Raw genomic sequence first — 26315 nt, 5'->3', positions numbered from 1 at the left:
AGGAGATTCAGTGCCAAAGGGTTACATCATCATCACCGAAGACGTCAAGGATCCGGCAGGGATGGCCGAGTACGGCAAGCTGGCGAGCAAGGCGATGGCCGGCTCGACTCTGCTGTCATTCGACACGAAACCCGAAGTGCTGGAGGGCGAATGGCACGGCACGCAGACCGTCGTGCTGGAGTTCGAATCCGTCGAAGCGGCCCGCGAGTGGTACAACTCGGATGCCTACCAGGAGGCCGCCAAGCTGCGGCAGGCCGCCGCCGATTGCAACGGAGTCATCGTCGCGGGGCTGTGACTGAACGCTCGTCTGGCGCGAGCGTGCGCAAAATGCCGATTTTTGGCGGCGTGTCGTGTGCAGACACGCACGCTCGCGGTAATTGGTTTGTAGTTGGTTACTCGTCTGAGATCGAGATGGCCTGTCGCGGGCACTGCCGGACCGCTTCGCGGATCTGGTGTTCGTTCTGCGGCGTCACTTCTTCTTGCAGGATGTGCAGGAAATCCTGGTCGTCCAGCTCGAATACCTCGGGGATGATGCCCATGCACACCCCGTTGCTCTCGCACAGGCCGAAATCGACCACTACCTTCTGCGTCATTTCAGTACCCTCACCGGCACGTTGCGGTAACCGGCGACGTTCTGCATCGTCACCCGTTGCAGCCCAGCAAAATTCACCTCATAGCGCGGCATGAAGTCGAGCAGATGCTCGAGTGCGATCGTCGTCTCCAGGCGGGCCAGCGCCGCGCCGAGACAGCTGTGGATGCCGTAGCCGAGGCCGAGGTTCTGCGACTGCGCCTTGTCGCGCGTGATGTCGAACGTCTCGGCGTTGTCGAACGCGCGCGGGTCGCGGTTGGCCGCGGCCTTCATCAGGAACACCGGTTTGTGCGCGGGCACTGTGCCGCTTGGCAGATGGGCTTCCTTCAGCGTGTAGCGCACGTTGTACTGCACCGGGCCGACGTAGCGCAGCAACTCCTCGACGGCGTCGGGAACCTTGCTTCGGTCGTCGAGCAGCATCTGCCACTGCTCGGGGTGCCGGGCGAACTCGACGACTGCGCTGCCGACCAACTTGGTGACGGTCTCGGCGCCCGCCCCGCCCAACAGCGTGGTGAAGCCGGTGATCTCGATGTCGTCGAGCTTGCGCAGCTTGCCTTCGTCGTCGGGGATCTCCGCGGCGATCAGGCGGCTGATCATGTCGTCCTGCGGGCTTTCCCGCCGCTCCTGCACCAGGCTGTAGTAGTACATCGCCGAGTCGATGTTGGCCTGCATGTTCTTCTCGGACAGCTCGATCTGGCCGGGTTCGCGTTCCAGGCTGGTGTCGATCCAGTGCCGGACCTGCTGCCGGAAGTCCTCCGGCACGCCCGCCATCCGGGTGATGACCTCGACGGGGAACGGGCCGGAGAAGTCCTGCACGACATCGAAGTTCTCGGGGTCGACCTTGGACAGGTAGTGCTCGACGAGTTCGACGACGGTATCGCGCTGCGACTGGATGGCCCGCGGCGTGAACGCCTTGTTGAGCAGGCTGCGCATGTGCCGGTGGTCGGGCGGATCCATGAAGATGATCGACCGCTGGGGGACCTCGCCGGTCCGCACCATCCCGAGATCGCAGCCGCGTGATGACGAGAACGACTCGTAGTCCTTCAGCGCCGCAGCCACGTCCGCGTGCCGCGTCAGCGCGTAGAAGTCCTCTTCCTCGTCGTAGTAGACGGGTGCCTCGTCCCGCATCCGCTTGTAGATCTCATACGGATTTTCGAAGTACTCCTGCGCTACCGGATTGAACTTGAGTTTCGGCTTGGTCATGAACTCCTCCTTCGCGGCGGGCTGATGCCGGAAGCGTTACGAGATACGCTCTAACTGTAACGCTAACAGTTTCGTTGTCCAGATGCCTTGGATCCGGCGTTAATGGCGTCGTCGAGGACGCCGAGATCGCCGCCGAGTTCGGCCGCGACCTTGCGCACGACGGCGACATCCTTGCCGACGAACTCGCCGACCATGTCGATGAACGCGTCCACCGAACCGCGGGCCCCGACAATGTTCGCGACCCGGCTTGCAGCGCTGCCATGACCGATCGCGTCGAGCAGTTGCTTCTCGTCGACGCCCAGATGCTTTCCCAGCCGCACCGCCTCGTGCAGCAACCCGATCTGCGCCGCGAACAGCGTGTTGTTGATGAGCTTGACGCCCTGGCCGGCACCGACGGGGCCGACGTGCAGGATCGGGTCTCCGTAGCCGGCCAGCACCGGCCGCACCTGCTCGACGACGTCATCGGCGCCGCCGACGAACAACGTCACCTGCCCCGCCGCGATGTCGTGGGGGCCGCCGCTGACCGGCGCGTCGACAACGCCGATGTCATGGCCGGCCGCTTCGGCGGCGATCGCCTCCGCGGTGCGGGGGCTCCCGGTGGTGTGAATGACGATCGAGGCACCGGATTGCATCGTCGACAGCAGCACGCTGTCCCGACAGACCTGCTGAACCTGCTCGTCGGTGAAGACGCAGACGATGACGACGTCGGCCTCAGCTCCGATGTCCGCGAGATCGGTGACCGGCCGCGCGCCGAGTTCACTGACGGCGCGGCGCTTCTCAACGGATCTGCCGAGTGCGCGCACGTCGTGGCCTGCCTCGACGAGACGCCGCACCATGGGCGCACCCATGCGGCCCGCCCCGACGAAACCGACCCGACTCATCGGTGTGCTCTGCTCTTCGCGCAAGGCCTCATCGCGGGTGATCCATCGACTTCAAGGCGGCGTCGGCGGCATCGAACACCGCACCCTCTGGCGCGGAGGCGGCGGCGGCGAGGCTCGCGGCGTGCCGGACATCCTTCTGCAGCAGCCCGCCGGCGATCGGTGCCAGGCCGTCCAGCGTTCCGCCGAACACCGCGATGCTGCCCAGCGCCTTGCTCACGGCGGACCCGCGATTGAGGACCTCGCACAGCTTGTCGCGCGGAATGCCAAGGGCGTCGCCCAGTTCGAGTGTGGTGATCGCAGTGCCGAGGTTGGCGCTGAACAACAGGTTGTTGAGGATCTTGGTGACCTGGCCGCTGCCGAGCGGGCCGAGATGCACGATGGGGTCGGCATAGGTGGCGAACACCGGCTTGCAGCGCTCGACCACGTCCTCTTCACCGCCGATCATGACCAGCAGCTTGCCCTCCTCGACCGCAGGCCCGCCGCCACTCACCGGCGCGTCGATCACCGAAACCCCTTGAGCTGCCGCCTTTTCTGCGATCTCCCTACAGGTGTCGGGGTGTACCGTGCTGTGGATCGCGACGATTCCACCGGAGGCCAAGCCTGCCAACACCCCAGTGTCGCCGTACAGCACCTCGCGGACATCGTCGTCGCCGACGACGCACAGGCAGACGAGGTCGCTGGCGGCGGCGAGTTCGGCAGGGGAGCCCGCGGTCTTCGCGGCGGTGTCCGCGTACGGTTCGAGGCTCGCCTCCCGCCGCGCCCACAGCGTGGTCTCGAAGCCGCCCTCGACGATCCGCCGCGCCATGGGGCCGCCCTGGCTGCCCAGTCCGATGAATCCGACGCGCATCAGCCCGCCTCCCGTTCTTTCGATGTGCCCTGTTGCGCGGCAACGCATTCCCCGACGAACGACAGCACCTTGGCGTGATACGCGTCGGCGCGCAGCGATAGCGACAGGTTGTGACCGGTGCCGGCTTGTTCGTTGATCGTGAATCGTGGCGACGAGCCGAACATGGTCTCGATGTGGGCCAGCGTCTCGGCATCCGACCGCCACACCCGCTCGTGTTCGGCGACGGTGAACTGCACTGGCACGGCTATGCGCGCCGCGAGTTCGGGAAAGTACTGCCGTGGCCAGCGTTGCGTCATGTCGACCTCGTAGAGGGCGCCGGACGTCGAGTTCGTCATGCCGGACAACACGTCGTCCGGATACAAATGCGCGGGCTGCCACAAGATGTCGCGCAGCCCCTTGGGGCGTTGCGTCGCAGTAGCGGTCTTCAGGATCTCCGCCGTATCCGGGTGGTATTCCACACCGGTGCCTGCCAATTCGAGTCCGATGACACCGGCGTCCTCGGCCCGTTCATCGCTGGCCAGTCGCACTGCGAGCTCGCACCCGGCCGAGTGGCCGAGCAGAACCAGTCCGACCCCGCGAGGGTTCGCGCCAAGCACCTTGTCGATCGCGCCGTATGTGAGCGCCACCCGTTGTTCCGGATGCGCCATGGCATCGGGGTAGGGTGCCGACGCACCGTAGCCCGGCCGGTCGAGCGCCACCATCGTGTACCCGTTGGAGGCGCCGGTGCGCAGCAGCGACAAGTCCGGATGGCCGGGGCAGTCGAAATATGCTGCGGTGCTTGCCCCTCCGTGGAAGGCGACGACGACGGCCTTCGGCTCGTCGGCGAGTGCGACCAGGCCCGACATCGGCACGCCGTCGACGAGGACAACGCGCGGGCGGGGAGCCGCTTCGGCGGCGACATTGGGCCCTGTCATGTATCGGTCCTCAACAGGATCGCTCCGCTCGGGGTGAGCCCCCCGCTGCTGACCACCGCGACGCGGGCGTCCTTCACCTGACGCTCACCCGCCTCCCCGCGGAGTTGGGTGACGGCTTCGTGGATCAGGCCCATGCCGTGGGTGCGGCCGTGCGACAGCTGACCGCCGTGCGTGTTGAGCGGTATCACGCCGTCGCGGGCGATGGCCGCGCCGCCGTCGAGGAAGTCTCTCGACTCGCCGATGCCGCAGAAGCCGAGCGCCTCCAGCCATGACAGACAGTTGAACGTGAAGCCGTCGTAGAGCTCGGCGACATCGACGTCCTTGGGCTGCAACGAGGTTCGCGTCCAGAGATGGGCAGCCTGCCCGAGCACCTGTGGTTCGTGGGTCAGCGTGGTCTGGTCCCAGTCCGTGCGTTCGACGATCTGGGTGCCGACGGCTTCGAACAGCACCGGTTTTCTCGGCATGTCTTTGGCGACGTCGACCGCCGACACGATCACCGCGATCGCACCGTCACACGGGACATCGCAGTCGTAGAGCCCGAACGGCGTCGTGATCGGGCGCGCGTTGAGGTAATCGTCCATGGTCATCGGGTCGCGGTAGATGGCCGTGGGATTCAGCGCGGCATTCGCGCGCTGGTTCAACGCGATCCAGCCGAGCGTTTCCTTGGTCGTGCCGTACCGCGCGAAGTGGCGTTGGGCGTTGAGCGCCAACGTGTGAGCCGCCGACGTGGCGCCGAACGGCATCTGCCAGCTGGAGGTGCGGGCGCCCCCGGGCGGGGACATCCTGCCTTCCTTCATCAGCTGCTGGAATGTGGCCTCCCACAGCGTGCGGAAGCACAACACGTGCCGGGCCATGCCCGTCGCGACGGCCATCACCGCGGCGATCACCGACCCGCCGGGCCCGAAGGTGTCCATGCCGCCGTTGATCCATGTCGGACGCAGCCCGAGCGCACCTTCCACTGCGCTGACCCCGCCCTCGCCCATGCCTGCGATGTCGAGCCCGGGATAGGTAGAGAGCCCGTCGATGTCGTCGAACGTCAAACCCGCATCGGCAACGGCTTGTTCGCAGGCGTCGATGGTCAACGACAGCGGCGGCACCATCTGCCGCCTGCCCAGCCTCGACATCCCGACGCCGGTGATAGCCGCGGCGTCTTCGAACTTCTTCTTGGTCAGCATCGGCGCGACATGCTTGCCGAAATCCTGTGGCGCGATCTCGTCGACGGCCTGCAGGCCGGTCTCGGCCGCGGTCGCTGGCCGGAACAACGGCAACCAGACGGCGCCTGCGTTGTCGGTGAGCTTCTCGAACGTGACTTCAACGGCCTGGCCGAGCGTCAGCTGATCGGGCTCGCAGTCAACAATGTTGGTGGTCAACCGAACTCGCGGGTCTTCGACGACGGCGACCTGTGCGACGACGTACGGCGGCGGCAGGTCGGGGAAGCCGAATCGATGGTTGACGGTAAAGGCGCTGAGCGTCGCCTTGCCCGATACATCGCGCACACCCATGTTGCGGCTGCGGCAGTACCTGCATACCGGCTGCGGCGGATGGATCAATGCGTCGCAGTCGCGACATTCCTGGATGCGGAGCACACCGTCACCGCCCGCGGTCCAGAAGAACTCGTTCGCCAACGTCAGCTCGGGCAGTGGTCTTGTCACCGGACGAACTCCGAGATCGCCTCGCTGTCCTCGGTTTTCGGCTCGGGCTCGGGCGACTCGTGTGCTTCGTGCTGGGCCGCCCTGTCGCCAGATGGCCGGTGTTCGCCCATGTAGATGATCGCGTGCACAGGGCAGTCGAGCAACGCCCGCATCACCGCGTCGCGGTCCGCCGCCGGCACAGTGCCGTCGCCGATCAGCGATGCGTAGCCCCAATCGTCGAGCGAGAAGTACTCCGGCGCATGTTTGGCGCAGACGCCGAAGCCGTCACAGAGTGTTCGGTCGAGCCGAATCCGCAAGCCGTCACTCATGATTGAGACACCGCCTCCACTTCGTAGGGTCGTACGGCGTCGAAGACTGCAGTGCGGCAGGTCGCACAGTCGTCGGCGAGGTGTTGGGAAACCAGTTGCGGGAACTGCCGCAGCAGGCTCGCCGCGACGTTGGTGGCGCCGTCGAGGGTGCCGCATGCGCCGCGTCCGCGCAGCACCACCGACCATCGCTCGAGGCGGGCCAAATCCTCATCTGTTGCCACGCCGTCGCGCAGCGCCGATGTGACAGCGGCCATCGCCGCGGTGCCGTTGAAGCACGATCCGCACTGCCCCGCGTTCTCACGGTCGAAGTACGACATCACGGACGCGGCGACGGCGACGGGGCAGTCGTCGGTCAGGATCGAGATCGCACCGCAGCCAAGGCCGCTGCCGAGTCGGCGGATCGTCTCGTGGTCGAGTGTCGCCTCGAGAATGTCGGTGTTGAGCAACCCCGCGAAATAGCCGCCCATCAAGGCTCCGCGGACCGACTCGGCAGGCAGGCCGTGCACCTTCAGCAGATCGGAAAACGCTGCGCCGTGCGGAATCTCGTACAGCGTCGCAGGCCGCCCCGCGCCGGTGATGGTGGCCAAAAACGTGCCAGGGGACATCGGCGTCCCAACGGCGCGGAACGCCTGCGCGCCGTGCTCGTGGATGTACGGCAGGTTGGCCAGCGTCTCGACATTGCTGACCATAGTCGGCAGGCCCAGCACCCCTTCCTCGAACGGACGAGGCGGTTTGTCGGTGGGTTTCGCGGGCCCTCCGTTGATGCGGCGCACCGCGGCCGTCTCCTCGCCAGCCACATAGGTCGGTTCGACGGTCACAACACTGACGCGGGTCGCGCCGAACGTCTCTGGCTTCAACTCACCCAGCGCCGATGTCACCGCGGTGGCCGACTGCGAATCCGAGACGTACACGTACGCGCGCGACGCGCCGACCATTGCGGTGGCCAACCGGAGCCCGTCGAGCACCAGATGCGGCCTGTTGCGCAGCAGCCATCGGTCCTTGACCGAGGCGGGCTCGCCCTCTTCGCCGTTGGCGACCACGACTGTCTCGGAGCCTTGGCGACCGGCGTCGCGCACCGTGTGCAGCTTGGTGCCGAGCGGGAAGGCGGCGCCGCCGCGGCCCAGCAGCCCTGACAGGTCGACCTGCTCCATCAGTGCATCGGCGTCATCGAGGGGCAGATAGGCGCTCTCAGGCGACGACTGCAGCAGTCGCGGTTCAGAGTCGGGCCATGCCGCGACGATGAGTTCGGTCGTGGTGGAGGTCATGGGACGTCCTTCCTGCCCGTGGATAGGCTGATGGACGTGAGGACCGCGGTGGTGCGCATCGGTGTGGACCGAGCCGGTGAGCTGGCGCCCGCGCAATTACGCAATGGCATGGCGCGCCTGCGCGAGTTGGCGGGGCCGGCGGGCTTCGAGGTGGTAGAGAACGATCTCGCCGATCTTCCGCCGCAACGACGTGAGGTCGAACTGCTGATCGCCGGCGACGACCCAGTCGAGCTCGAACGGCGCGCGGTCCAATTGTGCGCCAACGCATTCGGCACCACACCGGTACCGGGAGTGGTCACGTACATCAGCCGCGGCACGGACGACGACGCGTACGGCGTGCTGGCCGGCTTGGGGCTGACCGGAGAGATCGACCGAGTGCCGGGGGACGATGGCTGGGACGTCGTACACGTGACGCTGCGCAAAGCAGACCTGGAGCGTGTGCCCGAAAGTCGCGTGCACACGGCGCTCGAAGCGTCGCTCAACTGCGAGGTACACATTCGCACTCGCTAGCCGTCCAGGAACTTCAGGATCGCGGGGGCAGCCTGCACCCAGGTGTCGAACATGTTGAAGTGCTTGACCTTTCCCAACGCGTTGTCCTTCGCCGCCTGCTCCCAGGCGTCCTCCGGCCACGGCGGGTCGATCAGTTCGGAACCCTTTATCAGACAGCTCACCTCGAGCGACGTCCGCTTCGGGTGGTCATAGTCGTTCTCACCGCCGCGGATGATCAGCGTGGGCACCTTGATGTTGTCGAACATCCCGTCGTCGACACCGGGAATGGTCTGGCCGGGCTTGGACACGAATGCGTTCAGCCAGCGCATCATCACCTTGACGAACTCGTCGGGATCGAATGACAGTATCCGCGCTTCGTTGGCCGGATTCTCGGCGATGCGCTCTTTCCATTCCTTCAGGTGCAGCAGGCCTTCCATCCCCATCGTGAGGACCGGTCGGATGTTCGGCGTGATGTAGTGCGCGCCGAGCACGAAGGTGCCGTACACGCCGCCGACGATGTTCCACACGACGAGCTTGGTGGCGATGTCCGGGTACAACATGATCGTCAGCATCGAATCCCGTGCGCCGCCCGAACCGCCCGCCAGTATGCATGGCCCGATGTCGAGTTTGGTGATCAACGTGTGCAGCGTTTCCGCGCGCATATGGGATTCGGACTGACCGTAGAACTGCACGTCGGACTTGCCGCAGTTGGGCCGGTCCCACAGCAGCACGCGATAGCCGCCCTTGACCAGTTCCTCCGCCAGTGGCCGCAAACCGGGGATGTCCTTGCTGAAGCGGCCGCCTGGCGTCAGGACGAGGTAATCACCTTCGTCGCCGAGGATTTCGTAGACGACGTTGCCACCGTTGATCTCAATTGATTGTTCGGTCATGCCTGCACCAACACGTCCTTACCGACTACACGAACGGGGTATGTTCGGATGCTCCACTCGGGTTTGACCGCGGTGGTGCCCGTCGCGAGCTCGAAACCCCATTGGTGCCACGGGCAGTAGATGAACTCGAGGTCGCGCACCATCACCGCGTCGCCCGGCACGCTGTCGTCCACGACGGTGCGACCACGTGCACGGCCCGAGCACAACGGTCCGCCCTCGTGTGGGCAGTAGTTGGCGATCGCGTAGAACGTGCCGTTGACGTTGTAGACCCCGACCCCGTGGCGCCCGATCGGGACGAGTTTGTGTGTGCCAGGCGGGATCTCGTCCACCGTGGCGACGACATGCTCACGCCCCTGCGCCAGCCGAGGCGTTTTCTCCGTGTCAGCCAACTCAGAACACCCGGACCTGACCCTCGAGGGCAGGCACCGTCTCAGGCAGGTGATAGGTCGCGATGCCGTTGCGGAACATCACGGCCTCCCTTGCATGCTCGGGCAGGTGCTTGACCAGCCACCGCGGGTCGTCGAACGTCCAGTGCGGATAGTCCGAGGAGAAGAGCAGGATCTTTTCGCACTCCATCCACTCGAATGCGCGCGTCAGCTCGGTCTTGTTCTCCGGATAGTCCAGCGGCTGGGTGGTGAACTTGATGTGGTCCTTGACGTATTCCGACGGCTTGCGCTTGATGTCCAGCCAGGACTTGCGAGCCTCGTAGATCGCGTCCATTCGCCACATCAGCGGCAGGATCCAGGTAAACGCGTGCTCCACCAACACGATTCGCAATGTCGGGAAGCGGTCGAAGAGGCCGTCGAAGACCATGCTCATGACCTGGTTCGCGGCCAGCAGCGAGTACGTGACCATGAAATCGTGGTTGTAACTCGGGAACCCGACCGGGGGGATCGGCAGCTCCTCATGATGGCTGCGCGAGAGGTGGCAGCTCACGGTGATGTCATTTTTGGTGGCGGCTTCCCAGATCGGGTTGTACTTCGGATCGCCCCACGCGGGTCGCGGTTCGGCCTTGATCAGGATTTGGCCCATGTAGGGATGCCCGGCCCACCGATCGATCTCACGGGCGGCGTCGTCGGGAGCCTCGATCGCCACGCAGATCGAACCACGCCAGCGCTCGTGCCAGTTGTTGTGGCTGTCGAGCCAGTGGTTGGCCTGCCAGTCGTTGAGCGCGCAGCTCATCGCGTGATTCACCTCGGGGAAGCGCGCGGGGTAGGCGGCCGGCTCGAGGATCGCGATGTCTGCGCCCGCCTCCATGATCAGCTGTTTGAACGCCAGATCGGGGTCGCTGCCCGCGAATTCACCGTCGCTCGGGAAGGTGTCCGTGCGCATCGCGTAGGCATGCGCGTAATCCGGTGCGTCGTAGTAGATCTGGTCGCCGATCCTGCGCGGCAGGAAATACTTGCTGCGCCACGGTTCCGGTATGTATTGCGCCAGGACCCCGCTCTTGGGCACCGGATGCACGTCGGAGTCGACGCAGCGAACGGCGATGCGTTCCGTCGCCGGCTTGCGCTCTGTCACTGTGACCGTCATCGTGGCCTCCCTATCTCCTACTGTGCGCTCACGCCGGCCGCGACGTCTATGCCGTAGAGCTCAGCGGCGTTTCGCCAGCACAACTTGTCGCGTTGGTCCTCGGTGTACGAGGCGGGCACCTTCAACTCATTGAGCTGCCAGTGCGGATAGCTCGACCCGTACATGACCATGTCGTCCTTACCGGTGAAGCCGAACCACTCGCCTGCGAACTCGGTGTCTCCCGGGCCGTCCATGGCGCCCTGGACGAAGTAGGTGTGGCCTGGCAGATAGTCGCTCGGCATTTTCGGCGCCCATGGCGTCTGTTCGAGATGAGGTCGCCCGAAGCAGTCCATCCGCCACATGAACGGCGTCAACAGGTCAGCGGCTCCGTCGGCCCACACGAACTTCAACGTGGGCATCTTTTCGAATACGCCTTCGACGATCAGGTTCATCAGGTGATACAGGTAATTCAGCGCCATGAAGCTGACGTAGTTCTCATATGTCCTCGGGACGCCCGACGGCGTCGGCGCGAAGGACACGCCCGCGCCCACTTCGATGTGCACCGACACCGGCAGGCCCGCGTCGGCGGCCGCTTCCCACAGCGGCCAGTACTGCGGCTTGCCGTACAGCTCACGGGACTGCAGTGGAACGCCGATCTGAACCACCCGCGGATGGTCCTTGTACTTGGCGATCTCGCGCAAAGCGCCTGCGACGTCGTCGGGATTGACCCGGATGGTGCCCCGGAACCGGTCGGCGTAGGGGTTGTCCTCGAGCCAGCGCGAGACCATCAGCTCGTTGTGCGCCGCCGCGATGGCGGTGCCCAGATGGCGGTCGGGCATGATGCCGCGCGTCATCGGGTGCAGGATCGCGATGTCGACGCCGCGCTCGGTGAACAATTGCCCGCCGACGAACTCGGGGTCCGATCCGGGATAGCGGCGATCCCCCTCGGTGTTAGGGGCGTACTCGCCGCCCGGCGCGCCGTACCAGTCCATCTCGTAGTCGGGGAACCCGCGGCTCTTGAACGGCTCGCGAAGGAAGCTGCGCAGATCCTTGTTCGACTTACTGAAGATGTGCACGCTGGCATCGATGACGGGCGTCTTGAAGCCAGCCGCGGTCCCGTCTTGTATCTGCATCGCCAAAGGTGTCCTCCGATGTCATCCGGCCGACGCGAGCGCGTTCGAGCGCTGCGCGGAGCGCGCCGGATGTACCTAGTGTAAAGCGTTGTTCTTCAATAGCAAGAATCTAGTTCTCAGCGAATCGCTTACCTTCGCCCAGGTCAGAGTGTGTGCTGGTCAATCGCACGGCGGTCAGCGGGCGAAATGCGGTAGTCGAATACAGAGAACGCTTACAGCATCTAAGGAGAATGTTATTCTCGTCCCGACGCGCTGCGTGTGACGAGGTCCCCGGGAGGCTTGGGTGTTACTGGAGTTCGATGCCGATCAGCGGCTGTGGCAGGAGACCGTCCGCGACGCCGTAGCCAAGCAGTGCCCCGCGTCGCTGGTGCGATCCATCGCCGAGAACGGCGTAGACCCGGCCCCGCTGTGGCAGACCTACATCGACGCCGGCTGGACGGAGCTGACCGACCCGGAGAACTCGGTCGAGTTGGCGATCGTGCTCGAGGAGCTCGGCCGCGCCACCGACCCGACGCCCTATCTCGCGACGCTGACGCAGTTCGCCCCGCTGGCCGGGGACCGTTTCGACCCGCAGCAGGCGGGCGCGGCGATCTACAGCGGGGTGACGGCCCGCCGGGACGCGGAGGGTTGGGTGCTCGACGGCACTGCGCATCACGTACTCGACGGTGACCGCGCCGAGCGACTCGCGGTAGTCACTGCCGCTGGGGTGTTCGTCGTCGACGCATCCGTGGTGGCGTCCCGACGCAGCCCGGTGTTCGATCCGGTGCTGCACATCGCCGAGGTCACCTTCGCAGGCGTGCGCGTTGCCGACAGCGACCGCGTGCACGTCGATCCCGAGAAGGCCCGCCACGTGGCACTCGCCGCCATGGCCATCTCCACCGTCGGCGCATGCCAGCGCATCCTGGATTTGGTGCTCGAGCACGTCAAGCAGCGCCAGCAGTTCGGGGTGGCGATCGGATCCTTTCAGGCGGTCCAGCACAAGGCCGTCGACATGCACGTCGCGACCGAGCGGGCCCGCGCGTTGTCTTACTTTGCGGCACTGACCATTTCGGCCGATGATCCGCGCCGACGATTGGCGGCGGCGATGGCCAAGGCCGCCGCGGGAGAGTGCCAAGCCCTGGTGTTCCGGCACGGCCTGCAGCTGTTCGGCGCGATGGGCTTCACCTGGGAGAACGACCTGCAGTTCGCCCTCAAGCGCGCCAAGGCCGGTGAACTGCTGCTCGGCGGCGCTGCCGAGCATCGCGCGATCATTGCGGAGGAATATCGTGCAGCTGACTTTTGATTCCGACGTCGAGGAGTTCCGCGCCGAGTTCGCCGCCTTCCTCGACGAGCACGTTCCGTCGGAAGCCGAGACGCTCGAGCGGCCGAAGTCGGTGTCGCACATGCCGCAATGGGCGCGCGACTGGCAGCGGTTGCTGTTCGACAACGGCTGGCTGCTGCCTGCCCAACCGCCGGAGTTCGGTGGGCGCAACGCCACCGTGCTGCAGCAGTTCGTGCACCTCGACGAGTTGTGCCGGCGCCGGATCTACCACAGCTTCAACCCGCAGGGCGTCAATATCATTGCGGCGTCGCTGCTTTCGTTCGGCTCCGACGAGCAGAAGCACCGCTGGGCGGTGCCGGTGCTGCGCGGCGAGAAGACCGCGTCGCTTGGCATGAGCGAGCCGAGTGCCGGCTCCGACCTGGCGTCACTGCGCACCCGAGCGGATTTTGTCTCTGATGTGGATGGCGACCACTTCGTCGTCAACGGCCAGAAGGTGTGGACCTCGGGCGCGCACGACGCCGACTTCCTGCTCACGTTCGTGCGCACCGACCCGGATGCCCCCAAGCACAAGGGCATCAGCGCGCTGATCATCCCCACCGACACCCCAGGCGTGGTGTGTCGGCCGTTCGCCGACATGACCGGCCAGGACAACCTCGACTTCAACGAGGTGTTCTTCACCGACGCGCGGGTGCCCGCCGAGAACCTCGTCGGCCCGCTCAACGGCGGCTGGGGTGTCGCGAACGGGTCGCTCGGCCACGAGCGCACGATGATGTGGCTGGGCTTCGCCGACCGCATCGACAACATGATCGCCGACTTCCGGCCCCGCACTGCGCTCCAGCGCGATCAGTACGCCACGACGATCATGGACTACCAGGCGCTGCGAGCGATGGGCTCGGCGGCTCTGGCGCGCGCGGCGCGCGGCGAGATGGACACCGCATCCGTTTCGGTGCTCAAGCTGTTCGGTTCGGAAGCCGAACGGCAGGCGTTCGAAAATGCGCTGACCGCTGCCGGTCCGGACGGGCTGACCCATCCCTCGACGTCGGGGCCCTACGCGCACATGAACCTCGACCATTACTTCGTCAGCTGGTTCGAGCGCTATGCGCGAAGCTTCGGCGGCACGATCGCGGGCGGCACATCCGAGATCCAGCGCAACATCATCGCTACCCAGGTGCTCGGCCTGCCGCGGCGCTGAGACCGGTGACGCAGACCCTCGCCCTCGACCGGCCGCGGCCCGGTGTCGTTGTCCTGCAACTGAATCGGCCTGCTGCGCTCAACGCGATCAACGAGGTCATGCGCGACGAGCTCACGGAGACCTTGGCCACCATCGGTGCGGATGCCTCTGTGCACGTCGTCGTGCTTACGGGTGCAGGACGTGGGTTCTGTTCGGGCATCGACGTGCGCAACTTCGGACCCGTGCCGTTGGAGGCGTCTGATCCGGCGATCGACAGGCTGCGGTTCCAGGAGGCGATGGCCGCACTGCCCCAGGCGATTTGGGACCTGCCGCAGCCGGTGATCGCCGCGGTGAACGGGCCCTGCGTCGGCGCGGGATTCGCGCTGTGTCTGGCCTGCGACATCAGGATCTGCTCGACGGCGGCCAGTTTCGGTAACGGTGCGATTCTCCTCGGGCTGTCGGGCGCCGAGATGGGCATGAGTTATCACCTGCCCCGGATCGTCGGGACGAGTGTCGCCGCCGACTGGATGCTGACCGGCCGGACGGTGTCTGCAGCCGAGGCCGACCGCCGGGGACTGGTCAGCGAACTGGTCGAACCCGACCACCTGCTCGAGCGGGCACTGGAGTTGGCTTCGGGGATAGCGGAATTGGCGCCGCTGGGCGTGCAACTGACCAAGCGCGCCCTGCAGGTGAATACCGACGCGGCAGGCCCGGGCGCTGCCATGGAACTCGAGAACCGCAACCAGGTGCTCACCCATGCCACTCCCGAGGCCGAAGCGCGACGGAAACGCTGAGAGGAGACGACGATGGCGTGGGACTTCTCGACCGACCCGCAGTGGGCGGAGCAACTCGCATGGGTGGACGCTTTCGTGCGCGAGGAGTGCGAGCCGATCGATCTGATCGTCAAGGAGTCGCACGATCTGTCCGATCCGGTGCGCCAGGCGCTGATTCCGCCGCTGCAGAAGATCGTGAAGGACCGCGGCTTGTGGGCCACACATCTCGGCCCGCACCTGGGTGGTCCCGGCTACGGGCAGGTGAAGCTGGCGCTGCTCAACGAGATTCTTGGCCGGTCCGAATGCGCGCCGATCGTCTTCGGCTCGCAGGCTCCCGACTCGGGCAACAGCGAGATCCTCGCGCACTACGGCACTCCCGAGTTGAAGAAGCGGTATCTGGAGCCGCTGCTGGACAACCGCATCATCTCGTGTTTCTCGATGACCGAGCCGCAGGGCGGTGCGGATCCGAAGGTGTTCACCACGACCGCGACTCAGGACGGTGATCACTGGATCATCAACGGCGAGAAGTGGTTCTCGTCGTTCGCCTCGATGGCGTCCTTCATCATCGTGATGGCGATGACGGATCCCGACGCGCCGCCGTACGAACGGTATTCGATGTTCGTCGTGCCCGCCGAAACCCCAGGCATCAACGTGCTGCGCGACGTCGGCCTCGGCCATCAACCGCTCGGCGGCGGCCGCGAGGGCTATGTGCGCTACGAGAACGTCCGGGTACCAGCCGACCACATGCTCGGACCGCGCGGCGGTGCGTTCGTCGTCGCGCAGACACGGTTGGGTGGCGGGCGAATTCATCACGCGATGCGCACCGTTGGACTGGTTCGGCGCATCTACGACATGATCTGCGAGCGGGCGGTGTCGCGGTACACCCAGGGCGCGATGCTGTCCGACAAGCAGTTGGTGCAGGAAATGGTCGCCGACTCGTGGATGGAGATCGAGGCGTTCCGGCTGCTCACTCTGCAAACCGCATGGAAGATCGATCAGCACAACGATTACAAGGCGGTGCGCGCCGACATCTCGGCGGTCAAGGCGATGATGCAGAAGGTGCTGCACGACGTGTCGGCCCGTGCGCTGCAATTGCACGGGTCGCTGGGCACCACGCACGAAATGCCGTTCGTTTCATACCTGGTCGAGTCGTTCGTCCTCGGCTTGGCCGACGGCCCGACCGAGGTGCACAAGGTGACACTGGCCCGTCTGCTGCTGAAGGATCACAAGCCGGCACCCGACATGTTCCCTTCGGAGCACCTCCTTCGGTTGCGGGAAGCGGCGGAGGCGAAATTCGCCGACAAGCTTGCGGGGATTCCCCGTGTCCTGTGACGGCAAGGTGGCGTTGGTCACCGGCACCAGCCGTGGGCTCGGCAAGGCGATCGCGCGGCGCCTGGCAGCCGAGGGCGCGACCGTCGCGCTCACCGCTCGCACCATGGAACCCGACCCGAAATACCAAGGCTCCCTTCGCCAGACGCTGGATGAGATCAACGGCTCGGGCGGCACGGCGATCGCCGTCCAGGCAGATCTGTCCAACGCCGACGACCGCGAGCGGCTGTTCGCCGAGGTGGTGGAACGTGTTGGGGCGCCCGACATTCTGGTCAATAACGCCGCCGTCACCTTCCTGCGTCCACTCGACGAGTTTCCCGACCGTCGGGTGCGACTGATGATGGAGATGCACGTACTGGCGCCTCTGCACCTGACTCAACTGTCGATTCCTGCGATGCGCGAACGCGGTGCCGGGTGGGTGCTCAACGTCACGTCGGTCGGTGGCGATCTGCCCGACGGGCCGCCGTTCTCCGAGTTCGACCGTACCGCGGGGTTCGGCATCTACGGGACGGTCAAGGCTGCGCTGAACCGGCTGACGAAAAGCCTGGCCGCCGAGTTGTACGACGACGGCATCGCGGTCAACGCCGCAGCGCCGACGAATCCGGTCGCCACCCCGGGCGCGGGCACGCTGGACCTGGCCAAGGTCGACACCGAGGACATCGAACTGATCACCCAGACCGCCTTCATGCTGTGCACCGGCGATCCGAAGGTGCTCACCGGCCGGATCGCCCACACCCAGACGTTCCTGCGCGAAGTGGGCTGGTTGACCTGAGCGCCGAGTGTGGGCTCGTGTCACGCCGAAGCGGCATTTTGTGTGCGGGTAACCCACGTTCGCGGCAGGGGTGGGGCAGGATGACGTCGTGTCCGACATCGCTTTTCAGCCGGCCCGCGCACTCGCCGAGGCCATCCGTCGCCGCGAGGTCTCGAGTCGGGAACTGCTGGAGCACTACCTGGAGCGGGTCGCGGCGCTGAACCCGCCGCTGAATGCCGTCGTGACCCTCGACTCCGAGGGCGCGCGGCAGGCTGCGGATGCCGCTGATGAGGCGTTGGCCCGCGGCGGCGAGGTCGGACCGTTGCACGGCGTGCCGATGACCATCAAGGACTGTTACGACACGGCGGGCATACGCACGACGTGTGGAGTCGAAGACTGGGACCGGGTGCCGGAGCGTGACGCTGAGGCGGTGCAACGGCTACGCGACGCGGGTGCGGTGATCTTCGGCAAGACCAATACGCCCGCCTTTACAGCGGACTGGCAGACCTACAACCCGATCTTCGGCACGACCAACAATCCATGGGACACCACGCGCTCCAGCGGCGGGTCATCCGGCGGATCGGCGGCCGCGCTTGCGGCGGGGTTGACGCCACTGGAATTGGGCAGCGACATCGCGGGGTCGATACGGTTGCCGTCGAACTGGTGCGGAACATGCGGGCACAAACCGAGTTTCGGTGTCGTACCGCAGCGGGGGCACCTGCCGTCGGCGCCAGGGGCGCTCGCGGATCGGGATCTCAACGTCGTCGGCCCGACGGCGCGTGATGTCGACGATCTCGAGATGGCCCTCGACATCCTCGCCGGGCCGATGGGGGAGCAGGCCAAGGGCTGGCGGCTGGAGCTTCCGGCCGCTCGCGCAAAGACGTTGTCCGAGTTGCGCATAGCGACCTGGCTGGACGATCGGACGTACCCGGTCGCGGACGACGTGCGCGGTGTGCACGAAACAGCCGTGACCGCGCTGCGCAAGGCCGGTGCCCGCATCGTCGACTCTTCGCCGCCGGTGACGTTGACCGAAGTGGTCTCGTTGCACATGGAGCTGCTGTATCCGGTGATGGAAGCATCATCGGAGATGCTTCATCGAAACTGGTTGGCCGTCAACGAGAAACGCGAGGGGGTGCGGGCGCGGATGACGGAGTTCTTTCGCAACGTGGATGTCCTGCTCATGCCTGTTGCGGTGGTGGCGGCGATTCCACATGATCACGACGCGCCGTTGGCGGCCCGCGAGATCCGCACACCCGGTGGCAGTCGGCCGTACCTCGACTTGTTCGGCTGGGTCGGCCTTGCGACCGTGGCCTTCCTGCCCTCGACCGCCGTCCCTGTCGGGCGCACCGCACAAGGACTGCCGGTGGGTATTCAGATCGTCGGGCCTTACCTCGAGGACCGCACAACGCTGGCGGTAGCCCGCTGCATCGAGGAGACGCTCGGTGGCTTCGTCCCGCCGCCCGGCTTCTAGAGTCGCTGCAGGGCGAACGTCCAGAACTGGGATCCGGGTGGACCGTTGAAGCAGCCGACGTCGTAGACGGAGTTGATTTCCCCGGCCTGGGTGACCTCGTTCCACGTATAGGTGTCACGTGTCGGCATCGCATAGCCGGGAAGGCACTGCAAGCCGTCGGGCACGTCGACGGTCAGGGTGTAGGTCCCGTTGTCGAGGTGCGCGTAGCCGTCGTAGAAGGCGTAGAACTTCAGGCGAGGGGCCGCGCTGACCCGCAAGCAGTTGGTGTCCACCGGGGCCGGGCAGGCCGAGACGAACCAGAACCACGACGCCCGCTCATACCGGTTCGTGTTCACGTCGTAGTTCCCGGGCTGCATCATCGCCTGGGCAGGCGGCGCGGCCACCGACGCCGCGGCAGTGAGCACGGCCGTTGCAATCGCGAGTGTCATCGACTTCATGGTCGTCCCTTCGTCGATCCCAACCCGATGGCTGCCTATCAAACCACTCGGCGTCAATTGACGACGGCGGATTCCTTACGTTCGGTGATCGGCCGCGCCAGTTCCTGCTCGTCGCAGATGCGTTGCAGCTTCTCGAGAGTTTCGTCCAACCCGGGCCCCAATGGCTTGCCCGGCGTGAACGTGGCAGGCAGATGCTTCATGCCCTGGATGACGCCGATGGTCTCGTAGTGTTCGGTGCCCTCCGGATCGCACACGTAGTCCGGCATCCGGTCGAGCACGGAGGTGAGCATCGACTTGAAGACGGTCCTGGCGACATTGGAGCCGACGCAGCGGTGCACGCCGATACCGAAGCTGAAGTGCCGGTTGCCCTTTCGGTCAAGGACGATTTCGTTGGGCGAATCGAACACCGACGGATCGCGGTTGGCCATCGCCCACGAGACCCAGAGTCGCTCACCCTCTTTGAACTGCTGGCCCTCGACTTCGACGTCCGCGGAGAACGTGCGGCCGTCGCCGGGCGCGGGCGTGAAGAACCGCAGGAATTCCTCGGTGGCAGGGTTGAGCAGGGTGTCGCGTTCCCGGCTGAGTAACTCGCGCTGATCGGGGTGATCGGAAAGCCACTCCAGCGCGTGCGCCGTCAACGCGGTGGTGGTGTCGAAGCCGCCGCCGATGATCAGGCCGAGGTTGCCGAGGATTTCCAGGTCGGGTGCCGGCTCGCCGTCGATGCGCAGCTGCAGCAGCGCGTTCACCAGCCCGGGCCGCGGATTTTCGCGGATCTCGTTCATGGTGTTGATCATGTCGATGCCCATCTGCCGGTTCATCTCGGCGACGCGTGCGGCGTCGGGCGAGTGTTCGGGGGTGGACACCGAAAGGTGCGCAGGCTCGCTGTAGACCGGCCACTTCTTCAGCTCGATGCCCATCATCGCCAGGGTGAGCACCGCGGGCACGATGTTGGCGAGGTCGTCGACGAAGTCGATGCGGCCCGACTCGATCTTCTCGTCAAGGGCGGCGCGCACGATCTCGTCGACGAACGGTTGCCAGCGCTTGACCGCGGCGGGGGACAGATACGGGTTCAGCGCGCCGCGGTAGGTGCTGTGCTCGGGCTCGTCCATCTCCAGAATGCCGCCGCGCACCACGGTGGCGCGCTGCGCCTTGGGGATCGTGATGCCCTGATACGGAGTCTGGCCGGTCAGGTCGTGATGATTGGAAACCGCTGGGCAGCGCGCCAATTCGAAGACATTCTTACTGTCCGCGGCCACCCAGTGCCCGTTGTATGTCTCCGACCAAGCCACCGGGCACTTGGACTGCATTTCCTCGGTGATCTTCTCGAACTGCAGCCGGTACTCAGGCGTGTGGCGGTCGAAGTAATACTTGTTCTTCTTGCGGTCGCCGTCGGCGGCGGTGCCTTTTGCAATGTCCTCGACGTTGCTCAAGACGTTGTCTCCCTTGGCTTTCGGTAGCTGCTCATTCTTCGATCGTGATCGCCTGTTCGGGGCACGAGTGCACCGCCTCGCGGACCGCATTCTCCTGGTCGGGCGGAACGACTTCGTTCACCGGCGAGGACGTGCCGTCAATGTCGCTGAGCTCAAAGGCATCCGGCGCGATCATCGAGCACAGCGTGTGGCCTTGGCAGCGCGCAGAATCAACGAAAACCTTCATGGCGATTCCTCTTCGATCAGATGTGGTAGTCGTACCACTTGAGGTAGCCGCCCGCGTCCACGCGCTGCTGTGTGCCCGTGATGTAGCGGGCCTCGTCGGAGGCCAGGAAGAGCACCATGTTGCTGATGTCCTCGGGCTCGATCCACGGCACCTTCATCGCCTGTTGGACGTAGAACACCGGTTCGGCGTCGGCCTTGGTCGGGTGCTCCAGGTCGGGGCGGAACGACTTGTACATGGGCTCGCTCTGCAGCATCGGGGTGTTGCAGTTGGTCGGGTGGATGACGTTGGCGCGGATGCCCCGCGGTGCGAGTTCGGTCGCAAGGTTGTGGACGTACTGCGACAACAGCCGCTTCGAATGAAGATAGGCAGCGCCACCGGGGTCAGTGCCGGGGTTGTCGTTTTTGGACACATCCATCAGCGCGGCGGTTGAGCCGGTGGCGATGATCGACGCGCCCTCGCGGAGGTGCGGCAGCGCGACGTGGATGGCGTTCAACGTGCCGATCAGGTTGGTGTTGATCACGTCGACCCAGCCCTGCATGTCACCGGAGCCCTTCATGCCCGCGATGCCGGCCGACGTCACGACGATGTCGAGTCCACCCAGTTCGGAGACGGCGTTGTCCACCGCCGTTTTGAGTTGACCGGCGTCGCTGACGTCAACCTTGGCCGTCACGATGCGCTGCCCGGTCTTCTCGACGAACTGCGCCGTCTCCTCGAGATCTTCCGGTGTTGCCATCGGATAGCCGATCGTCGCGAAGTCCTCGCAGCGGTCAACCGCGATGATGTCCGCGCCCTCTTCTGCCAGCCGTATCGCGTGGCTGCGGCCCTGGCCGCGCCCTGCACCGGTGACGAATGCGACTTTTCCTTGAACGCGTCCCATTCGAAGCATTCCTTTCGTTATGTGTTTCGGCCGCCGTTGACGCCCAAGATCTGTCCGGTGATGTAGCCGGCTTCCTCGGAGATCAGGAATGCGCACGCCGCGGCGATGTCCTCGGGCCTGCCGATTCGTCGCACCGGTGTCGCTTCGATGTTCTTTTCGACGACCAGATAGCCGCGCTCCTCGGACTTGCGCAGCATCGGGGTGTCGATGAAGCCAGGCGGCACGGCGTTGACGGTGATGCCCGCCGGACCGTATTCGAGCGCAAGCGACTTCGTCAGCCCGTTGACCGCGGACTTGGCCGCGACATACGGCGACATGAAGGGCTGCCCGGAGTGGGTGCTCGAGGAGGAGATGTTGACGATGCGTCCCCAGCCGGCCTCGATCATGTCCGGCAGCACCGCCTGAATGCAGTGGAAGACGCCGTTGAGGTTGACGTCGATCACCCGCTGCCAGTCCTCGAACTTCAGGTCGGTGAACCGTTTGAATTTCTCGAGCCCGGCCGCATTCACGAGCACGGTGACCGGTCCGAGTTGGGCCCGGATGGCAGCCAGCACCTCCTCGATCGCCGAGCGATCGGTGACGTCGGCGACGTAGGCGTGTTGCGCATCGGACGGGTTGAGGTCGATGGTGGCGACGTCCAACCCGTCGGCGCGCAATCGTTGGGCGACGGCTTGTCCGATGCCGGAGCCGCCACCTGTCACAACCGCGGTCTTCACGCGCAGTCCTCAGATGTCAAGAATCGTCCTTCCGATTATGAGAACCGTACTCTCGGACTATGTGTTCTCGCAAGACAGTAGGCGAGTCTCGTTCGCACTGGTGAGACGTTTGCGGTCTCTTTGTCGCAGCGTTAATTGCAGGCAGGCGGAGTTCTGCACATCTGCTTGAGTTCTCTGAATGCGAATGTATGATTCGCCGGTGATGAGAATGAAGTTTCCATCACACCGCGATGAACGCTGAGGAGGATCGTGCAGGAATCGCCAACCATTTCGGCTGACGCAGCCAGTGCCGGGTCGGCCGATCGGCGCCTCTTGATCGACGGACGGCTGCTCGAAACGACGCGGACGTTCCCTTCTATTAATCCCGCCACCGGCGAGGTGCTCGGGTCTGCGCCGGACGCGACGGTTGCCGACGCCGAGGCCGCCGTCGCCGCCGCGCGGCGCGCCTTCGATACCACCGACTGGTCCACCAACACCGAACTGCGCATCCGCTGCCTCGAACAGCTGCACCGGGCGCTCGTCGAGCACCGCGACGAGCTGGCGGCACTGACGATCGCCGAAGTCGGCGCCACCGAGTCGCTGTGCCAGGGCGCTCAGCTGGACGCGCCGATCGAGATCGTCCGCTATTACGCCGACCTGCTGCGGAGCTATCCCATGACCGAGGACCTCGGAAACATCGAGAGCCGCGGAATGCAGCACCACCGCTGGGTGGAAAAGGAAGCCGGCGGGGTGGTGGCCGCCATCATTGCCTACAACTATCCGAACCAACTCGCGCTGGCCAAGCTCGCCCCCGCGCTGGCGGCGGGATGCACGGTGGTGCTCAAGGCCGCGCCGGACACCCCGTTGATCACGCTCGCGCTCGGCGAGCTGATCGCTGAGCACACCGACATTCCGGCGGGTGTGGTGAACGTGCTCAGCGGCGCCGATCCCGAAGTGGGCGCCGTGCTGACGGCCAGCCCGGACGTCGACATCGTCACCTTCACGGGGTCGACGCCGACCGGCCGCCGAATCATGGCCGCCGCCAGCGACACCCTCAAGAAGGTCTTTCTCGAATTGGGCGGCAAGTCCGCGGCCATCGTGCTCGACGACGCAGACTTCAACACCGCCGCGTTGTTCTCCGCGTTCTCGATGGTCACCCACGCCGGTCAGGGCTGCGCGCTGACGTCCCGGCTGCTGGTGCCGAAGAAGAACCACGACGAAATCGTCGAGTTGGTGAAGAACAACTTCGGTCTGGTGCGCTACGGCGACCCCGCCGACCCCAGCACGTATATGGGCCCGCTGATCAGCGAGAAGCAGCGCGACAAGGTCGACGGGATGGTCAGACGCGCGATCGAGGCCGGCGCCACGCTGGTGACCGGCGGCGAGAAGGTCGGCCCTGGCTACTTCTTTACGCCGACATTGCTCACCGACGTCGACCCCGACAGCGAGATCGCTCAAGAAGAGGTGTTCGGCCCGGTGCTCGTCGTCATCGGTTATGACGACGATGACGACGCGGTGCGCATCGCGAACAACTCCATCTACGGCCTGTCCGGTGCGGTGTTCGGCAGCGAGGACCGGGCGCTGGCCGTGGCCCGTCGCATCAGGACAGGCACGTTCTCGATCAACGGCGGCATGTACTTCAACGCCGACAGCCCGTTCGGCGGCTACAAGCAGTCCGGCATCGGACGAGAGATGGGCACCGCCGGCCTCGAGGAGTTCCTCGAGTCGAAGACGATCGCCACGGTGGTCGGCTCATGAGGCCGCTGGAAGGCATCCGCGTTCTCGAGGTCGCGATGTACGGGTTCGTCCCCTCGGCCGGTGCGGTGCTGGGTGAGTGGGGCGCCGACGTCATCAAGGTCGAGCACGCCGTAACCGGTGATCCGCAGCGCGGTCTGCGCCAGACCGGCCCGCTTCGTGTCGAGGGTGACCCGAATCCGAACATCGAGCACGCCAACCGCGGTAAGCGCAGCATCGGGCTGGACATGTCCGTGCCAGAGGGGCGCGAGGTGCTGCTCGAGCTGGCGAAAAACGCCGACGTGTTCCTCACCAGCTTCCTGCCGGGACATCGGCAGAAGTTCGGTATCGATGTCGACGACGTCCGCGCCGTGAACCCGAACATCATCTACGCCCGGGGCAGCGCGTTGGGCCCGCGTGGCGAGGAGTCGGTCAAGGGCGGCTACGACATGACCGCGTTCTGGTGTCGGGCAGGCACTGCGGCCACCATCACCCCGCCCGGCATCGAGGGCATGATCGGCCCGCCGGGCCCCGCCTACGGCGACACGATCTCGGGCACCAACCTGGCGGGCGGAATCGCCGCGGCGCTGCTGAAGCGCGAGCGCACCGGTGAACCGTCGGTCGTCGACGTTTCGCTGCTCGGCAGCGGGTTGTGGTCGATGGGCCACACGGTCGCGCTGACGTCGCACTTGAACCAGCTCATGGTGCAGCCGCCGCCAGGGGTGCACGGCTCGCCGATCAATCCGCTGGTCGGGGTCTATCCGACCGCCGACGAGCGCTACATCTCCTTCGTGATGATGCAGCCGACGAAGTTCTGGGCCGACGTGTGCCGGCACATGGACCTCGAGGATCTGGTCGATGATCCGCGCTTCGCGACGGTCGAGTCGATCGCCGAGAACACCGCGGCGGCCGTCGAGATTCTCCGGGAGGCGATGGCCAAGCGGACGCTGCCCGAGTGGAGCGAACGGTTCGCCACCTTGGCCGGCCCGTGGGCCCCTGTGCAGGACACCTTGCAGGCGGCCGAGGATGCGCAGATCCGGGCCAACGAGTACATCGTGTCCACTGGCGAACTCGAATTGGTCGCGAATCCGGTGCAGTTCGATGTCAGCGCGCCGCAAACCGGACCCGCGCCGGGGTTTGCGGAGCAAACTGACGAAATCTTGCTGGAACTCGGTTTGGATTGGGACCGCATCATCGAGCTCAAAACGGCCGGCGCCGTCACCTAGCCTCGGGAGAGATCTCAATGCCCTACGTCGCGTCGATCGGCACCTACCTGCCGTGTTGGGGCGCGCCCCGGCACCGGGTGGCCGGCGACGACGAGGACGCGATCACGCTTGCGGTCGAGGCCGGCCGGGCCGCTTTGATTGCCAGCGGCGCGGTCGAGCGAGTGGTTCTGGTCAGCCGTGACATGCCGTTGCTGGAAAGCAGCAACGCCGCGGTGCTGCTGGCCGGTTTGGGGCTTGACCCCGAACTCGAGGTCGACGAACGCCTCGGCGGCGCACCCGCGACTCTCGACGCGGTCAGTTCGGCGAGGCCGCGAACCCTGATCATCGGCGCCGACCTGGACCCAGCGGGCGCGGCGGCGATCCTGACCGCCGAGCGCGGGCTGCAGGTGCGCACCGCGGCGCGCGTCGCGCGCAGCCTTCCGGTGCGCACCCGCAATGCCACCGGCGATGTGCACGACTACGGCGATCCGCGGCTGCTGCACGAGCGGGGTTTGGTTGCATCCCTGGCCGCCGCGTGGCTCGACACCCCGGCCGCGGTGGCAGGCGTCGAGCACGACCGCGCCGTGGAGTTGTGCGTCGGTGATCCGCCGCCCCTGCCGACGACGGGCGCCAGCGCCGGCCTGTTCGCGCTGGCGGGGATGGCCGACGCGGGCACGACCGGCCCGTTGGTGGCCGTCGAGCAGGCCAGCTTGTCCGGTATGACGGTCAGCGGTGGCGTGGCCGAGCTGCACCGGCGCGAACCGCCGGCGCGGCCAGCTCCGGCAGGAACGTACGTCGAAGGCGCCGACATCCCGATCTCGCTGGCCGCATATGAGCGTGCCTTCGAGGCCAAGACTCGTTGGGAGGCGGGCAGATTCGCCGCTTCTGACGAGTTGGATTTCCCGCCGCGCTACCGGCTGGCCGAGGACGGCGCGCTGGCGTCCGACTACGAGTTGATCCCGCTGCCGCGCACGGGCACGGTCTACACCGAAACCACCGTGCACATGCCGGTGCCAGGGCTGCGCACGCCGTACTCGCTGGTGATCGTCGAACTCGACGGTGTCGATGTTCGTGCGCTGGTGAAGGTGACCGGCGCTGAGCCGGGCACCGTCGACATCGGTGCGCGTGGACGATTGGCGCTGCGCCGCGTCGCAGTGCGTTCCGGCGTGCCGGATTACGGCTACATGTTCGAGCCGGAGCGGGTGGCGGCATGAGCGCAGCTTGCAAGCGAATCATCAGCACGGAATGCGCCGGCCGAGCCAGCGAGGTCGG

General features: G+C 65.8%; 28 protein-coding genes. 11 read left to right on the top strand and 17 right to left on the bottom strand.

Annotation, left to right across the window (positions count from 1 at the left end):
• Positions 1-10: 10 nt before the first annotated feature.
• Positions 11-295, top strand: a complete 285-nt coding sequence (locus GGC64_RS16690; RefSeq protein ID WP_015308300.1) for a DUF1330 domain-containing protein — start codon at positions 11-13, stop codon at positions 293-295.
• Between the two features lie 97 nt (positions 296-392).
• Here GGC64_RS16690 and GGC64_RS16685 read toward each other — a convergent pair whose 3' ends face one another.
• The 8 genes from GGC64_RS16685 to GGC64_RS16650 all read right to left on the bottom strand — a co-directional run bounded on the left by GGC64_RS16685 (position 393) and on the right by GGC64_RS16650 (position 7659).
• Entirely contained in the window at positions 393-593 is a 201-nt protein-coding gene (locus GGC64_RS16685) for a ferredoxin (RefSeq protein ID WP_192723587.1), read from the bottom strand.
• Positions 590-1792: a cytochrome P450 gene (locus GGC64_RS16680; protein WP_192723586.1), complete on the bottom strand. Its 1203-nt coding sequence runs from the start codon at positions 1790-1792 to the stop codon at positions 590-592. The genes GGC64_RS16685 and GGC64_RS16680 overlap by 4 nt, the downstream gene beginning before the upstream one ends.
• A 62-nt stretch (positions 1793-1854) precedes the next feature.
• A complete protein-coding gene (locus tag GGC64_RS16675; RefSeq protein ID WP_192723585.1) occupies positions 1855-2697 on the bottom strand; it encodes an NAD(P)-dependent oxidoreductase in 843 nt (280 codons plus the stop codon).
• 4 nt (positions 2698-2701) lie between these two features.
• A complete protein-coding gene (locus GGC64_RS16670; RefSeq protein WP_192723584.1) occupies positions 2702-3520 on the bottom strand; it encodes an NAD(P)-dependent oxidoreductase in 819 nt (272 codons plus the stop codon).
• Complete coding sequence (locus GGC64_RS16665) at positions 3520-4434, bottom strand: alpha/beta fold hydrolase (RefSeq protein WP_192723583.1); 915 nt, start codon at positions 4432-4434, stop codon at positions 3520-3522. Before GGC64_RS16665 ends, GGC64_RS16670 begins: the two co-directional genes overlap by 1 nt.
• The gene (locus GGC64_RS16660) at positions 4431-6086 is read right to left on the bottom strand and encodes an OB-fold domain-containing protein (RefSeq protein ID WP_192723582.1); all 1656 of its coding nucleotides are present in this window, start codon (positions 6084-6086) and stop codon (positions 4431-4433) included. The genes GGC64_RS16665 and GGC64_RS16660 overlap by 4 nt, the downstream gene beginning before the upstream one ends.
• Entirely contained in the window at positions 6083-6394 is a 312-nt protein-coding gene (locus GGC64_RS16655) for a ferredoxin (RefSeq protein ID WP_192723581.1), read from the bottom strand. Before GGC64_RS16655 ends, GGC64_RS16660 begins: the two co-directional genes overlap by 4 nt.
• Positions 6391-7659, bottom strand: a complete 1269-nt coding sequence (locus tag GGC64_RS16650) for an NADH-ubiquinone oxidoreductase-F iron-sulfur binding region domain-containing protein (protein WP_192723580.1) — start codon at positions 7657-7659, stop codon at positions 6391-6393. The genes GGC64_RS16655 and GGC64_RS16650 overlap by 4 nt, the downstream gene beginning before the upstream one ends.
• Before the next feature lie 36 nt (positions 7660-7695).
• On the opposite strand from GGC64_RS16650, the gene GGC64_RS16645 reads away from it, so the two are divergent.
• On the top strand, positions 7696-8169 hold the full coding sequence (locus GGC64_RS16645; RefSeq protein ID WP_192723579.1) for a hypothetical protein: 474 nt from the start codon (positions 7696-7698) through the stop codon (positions 8167-8169).
• Here GGC64_RS16645 and GGC64_RS16640 read toward each other — a convergent pair.
• The 4 genes from GGC64_RS16640 to GGC64_RS16625 are packed head-to-tail and all read right to left on the bottom strand — an operon-like array spanning position 8166 to position 11683.
• Entirely contained in the window at positions 8166-9038 is an 873-nt protein-coding gene (locus GGC64_RS16640) for an alpha/beta fold hydrolase (RefSeq protein WP_192723578.1), read from the bottom strand. The genes GGC64_RS16645 and GGC64_RS16640 overlap by 4 nt on opposite strands.
• Positions 9035-9427 carry a Rieske 2Fe-2S domain-containing protein gene (locus GGC64_RS16635; RefSeq protein ID WP_192723577.1) on the bottom strand — a complete coding sequence of 131 codons (393 nt, stop codon included), beginning with the start codon at positions 9425-9427 and terminating at the stop codon, positions 9035-9037. Before GGC64_RS16635 ends, GGC64_RS16640 begins: the two co-directional genes overlap by 4 nt.
• Position 9428: 1 nt before the next feature.
• Entirely contained in the window at positions 9429-10571 is a 1143-nt protein-coding gene (locus GGC64_RS16630; protein WP_192723576.1) for an amidohydrolase family protein, read from the bottom strand.
• 17 nt (positions 10572-10588) lie between these two features.
• Positions 10589-11683 carry an amidohydrolase family protein gene (locus GGC64_RS16625; protein ID WP_192723575.1) on the bottom strand — a complete coding sequence of 365 codons (1095 nt, stop codon included), beginning with the start codon at positions 11681-11683 and terminating at the stop codon, positions 10589-10591.
• A 283-nt stretch (positions 11684-11966) separates the two neighbouring features.
• On the opposite strand from GGC64_RS16625, the gene GGC64_RS16620 reads away from it, so the two are divergent.
• The 6 genes from GGC64_RS16620 to GGC64_RS16595 all read left to right on the top strand — a co-directional run bounded on the left by GGC64_RS16620 (position 11967) and on the right by GGC64_RS16595 (position 18439).
• Positions 11967-12965, top strand: a complete 999-nt coding sequence (locus GGC64_RS16620; protein ID WP_192723574.1) for an acyl-CoA dehydrogenase family protein — start codon at positions 11967-11969, stop codon at positions 12963-12965.
• A complete protein-coding gene (locus GGC64_RS16615) occupies positions 12949-14136 on the top strand; it encodes an acyl-CoA dehydrogenase family protein (protein WP_192723573.1) in 1188 nt (395 codons plus the stop codon). Before GGC64_RS16620 ends, GGC64_RS16615 begins: the two co-directional genes overlap by 17 nt.
• Before the next feature lie 5 nt (positions 14137-14141).
• Positions 14142-14909 (top strand): enoyl-CoA hydratase/isomerase family protein, encoded by a 768-nt coding sequence (locus tag GGC64_RS16610; RefSeq protein ID WP_192723572.1) that lies wholly within the window; start codon positions 14142-14144, stop codon positions 14907-14909.
• A 12-nt stretch (positions 14910-14921) separates the two neighbouring features.
• The gene (locus GGC64_RS16605; RefSeq protein WP_192723571.1) at positions 14922-16220 is read left to right on the top strand and encodes an acyl-CoA dehydrogenase family protein; all 1299 of its coding nucleotides are present in this window, start codon (positions 14922-14924) and stop codon (positions 16218-16220) included.
• Positions 16210-16989: an SDR family NAD(P)-dependent oxidoreductase gene (locus tag GGC64_RS16600; RefSeq protein WP_192723570.1), complete on the top strand. Its 780-nt coding sequence runs from the start codon at positions 16210-16212 to the stop codon at positions 16987-16989. Before GGC64_RS16605 ends, GGC64_RS16600 begins: the two co-directional genes overlap by 11 nt.
• A gap of 88 nt (positions 16990-17077) precedes the next feature.
• A complete protein-coding gene (locus GGC64_RS16595) occupies positions 17078-18439 on the top strand; it encodes an amidase family protein (RefSeq protein ID WP_192723569.1) in 1362 nt (453 codons plus the stop codon).
• Here the strand turns inward: GGC64_RS16595 and GGC64_RS16590 are convergent.
• The 5 genes from GGC64_RS16590 to GGC64_RS16570 are packed head-to-tail and all read right to left on the bottom strand — an operon-like array spanning position 18436 to position 22125.
• Positions 18436-18876 carry a hypothetical protein gene (locus tag GGC64_RS16590; protein ID WP_192723568.1) on the bottom strand — a complete coding sequence of 147 codons (441 nt, stop codon included), beginning with the start codon at positions 18874-18876 and terminating at the stop codon, positions 18436-18438. The two genes, GGC64_RS16595 and GGC64_RS16590, sit on opposite strands and share 4 nt — an antisense overlap.
• 53 nt (positions 18877-18929) lie before the next feature.
• Positions 18930-20306, bottom strand: coding sequence for a cytochrome P450 (locus GGC64_RS16585; protein WP_192723567.1), 1377 nt, complete (start codon positions 20304-20306; stop codon positions 18930-18932).
• Between the two features lie 31 nt (positions 20307-20337).
• Complete coding sequence (locus GGC64_RS16580) at positions 20338-20532, bottom strand: ferredoxin (protein WP_192723566.1); 195 nt, start codon at positions 20530-20532, stop codon at positions 20338-20340.
• 16 nt (positions 20533-20548) lie between these two features.
• The gene (locus tag GGC64_RS16575; protein ID WP_192723565.1) at positions 20549-21409 is read right to left on the bottom strand and encodes a mycofactocin-coupled SDR family oxidoreductase; all 861 of its coding nucleotides are present in this window, start codon (positions 21407-21409) and stop codon (positions 20549-20551) included.
• A gap of 17 nt (positions 21410-21426) precedes the next feature.
• A complete protein-coding gene (locus GGC64_RS16570) occupies positions 21427-22125 on the bottom strand; it encodes a 3-oxoacyl-ACP reductase FabG (RefSeq protein ID WP_192723564.1) in 699 nt (232 codons plus the stop codon).
• A 249-nt stretch (positions 22126-22374) separates the two neighbouring features.
• Between GGC64_RS16570 and GGC64_RS16565 the strand changes: the two genes are divergently transcribed.
• From GGC64_RS16565 to GGC64_RS16555, 3 genes are read left to right on the top strand one after another with little or no spacing between them, the layout of a single operon-like run.
• Positions 22375-23862: an aldehyde dehydrogenase family protein gene (locus GGC64_RS16565; RefSeq protein ID WP_192723563.1), complete on the top strand. Its 1488-nt coding sequence runs from the start codon at positions 22375-22377 to the stop codon at positions 23860-23862.
• Entirely contained in the window at positions 23859-25064 is a 1206-nt protein-coding gene (locus GGC64_RS16560) for a CaiB/BaiF CoA-transferase family protein (RefSeq protein ID WP_192723562.1), read from the top strand. The genes GGC64_RS16565 and GGC64_RS16560 overlap by 4 nt, the downstream gene beginning before the upstream one ends.
• 17 nt (positions 25065-25081) lie before the next feature.
• Positions 25082-26257, top strand: coding sequence for a Zn-ribbon domain-containing OB-fold protein (locus GGC64_RS16555; RefSeq protein ID WP_192723561.1), 1176 nt, complete (start codon positions 25082-25084; stop codon positions 26255-26257).
• Positions 26258-26315 lie beyond the last annotated feature (58 nt).

Source organism: Mycobacterium sp. OAS707, from assembly GCF_014873705.1.
Lineage (GTDB): Bacteria > Actinomycetota > Actinomycetes > Mycobacteriales > Mycobacteriaceae > Mycobacterium.
The sequence above is the reverse complement of the archived record's forward strand: the minus strand, read 5'-3'. Positions and strand labels throughout refer to the sequence as shown.

Excerpts from the sequence above, each read along its gene's own strand:
- GGC64_RS16685 (WP_192723587.1), bottom strand. The coding sequence starts at position 593 with ATGACGCAGAAGGTAGTGGTCGATTTCGGCCTGTGCGAGAGCAACGGG.
- GGC64_RS16625 (WP_192723575.1), bottom strand. The coding sequence starts at position 11,683 with ATGCAGATACAAGACGGGACCGCGGCTGGCTTCAAGACGCCCGTCATC.
- GGC64_RS16590 (WP_192723568.1), bottom strand. The coding sequence starts at position 18,876 with ATGAAGTCGATGACACTCGCGATTGCAACGGCCGTGCTCACTGCCGCG.
- GGC64_RS16665 (WP_192723583.1), bottom strand. The coding sequence starts at position 4,434 with ATGACAGGGCCCAATGTCGCCGCCGAAGCGGCTCCCCGCCCGCGCGTT.
- GGC64_RS16580 (WP_192723566.1), bottom strand. The coding sequence starts at position 20,532 with ATGAAGGTTTTCGTTGATTCTGCGCGCTGCCAAGGCCACACGCTGTGC.
- GGC64_RS16575 (WP_192723565.1), bottom strand. The coding sequence starts at position 21,409 with ATGGGACGCGTTCAAGGAAAAGTCGCATTCGTCACCGGTGCAGGGCGC.
- GGC64_RS16670 (WP_192723584.1), bottom strand. The coding sequence starts at position 3,520 with ATGCGCGTCGGATTCATCGGACTGGGCAGCCAGGGCGGCCCCATGGCG.
- GGC64_RS16680 (WP_192723586.1), bottom strand. The coding sequence starts at position 1,792 with ATGACCAAGCCGAAACTCAAGTTCAATCCGGTAGCGCAGGAGTACTTC.
- GGC64_RS16640 (WP_192723578.1), bottom strand. The coding sequence starts at position 9,038 with ATGACCGAACAATCAATTGAGATCAACGGTGGCAACGTCGTCTACGAA.
- GGC64_RS16555 (WP_192723561.1), top strand. The coding sequence starts at position 25,082 with ATGCCCTACGTCGCGTCGATCGGCACCTACCTGCCGTGTTGGGGCGCG.
- GGC64_RS16650 (WP_192723580.1), bottom strand. The coding sequence starts at position 7,659 with ATGACCTCCACCACGACCGAACTCATCGTCGCGGCATGGCCCGACTCT.
- GGC64_RS16655 (WP_192723581.1), bottom strand. The coding sequence starts at position 6,394 with ATGAGTGACGGCTTGCGGATTCGGCTCGACCGAACACTCTGTGACGGC.
- GGC64_RS16630 (WP_192723576.1), bottom strand. The coding sequence starts at position 10,571 with ATGACGGTCACAGTGACAGAGCGCAAGCCGGCGACGGAACGCATCGCC.
- GGC64_RS16605 (WP_192723571.1), top strand. The coding sequence starts at position 14,922 with ATGGCGTGGGACTTCTCGACCGACCCGCAGTGGGCGGAGCAACTCGCA.
- GGC64_RS16560 (WP_192723562.1), top strand. The coding sequence starts at position 23,859 with ATGAGGCCGCTGGAAGGCATCCGCGTTCTCGAGGTCGCGATGTACGGG.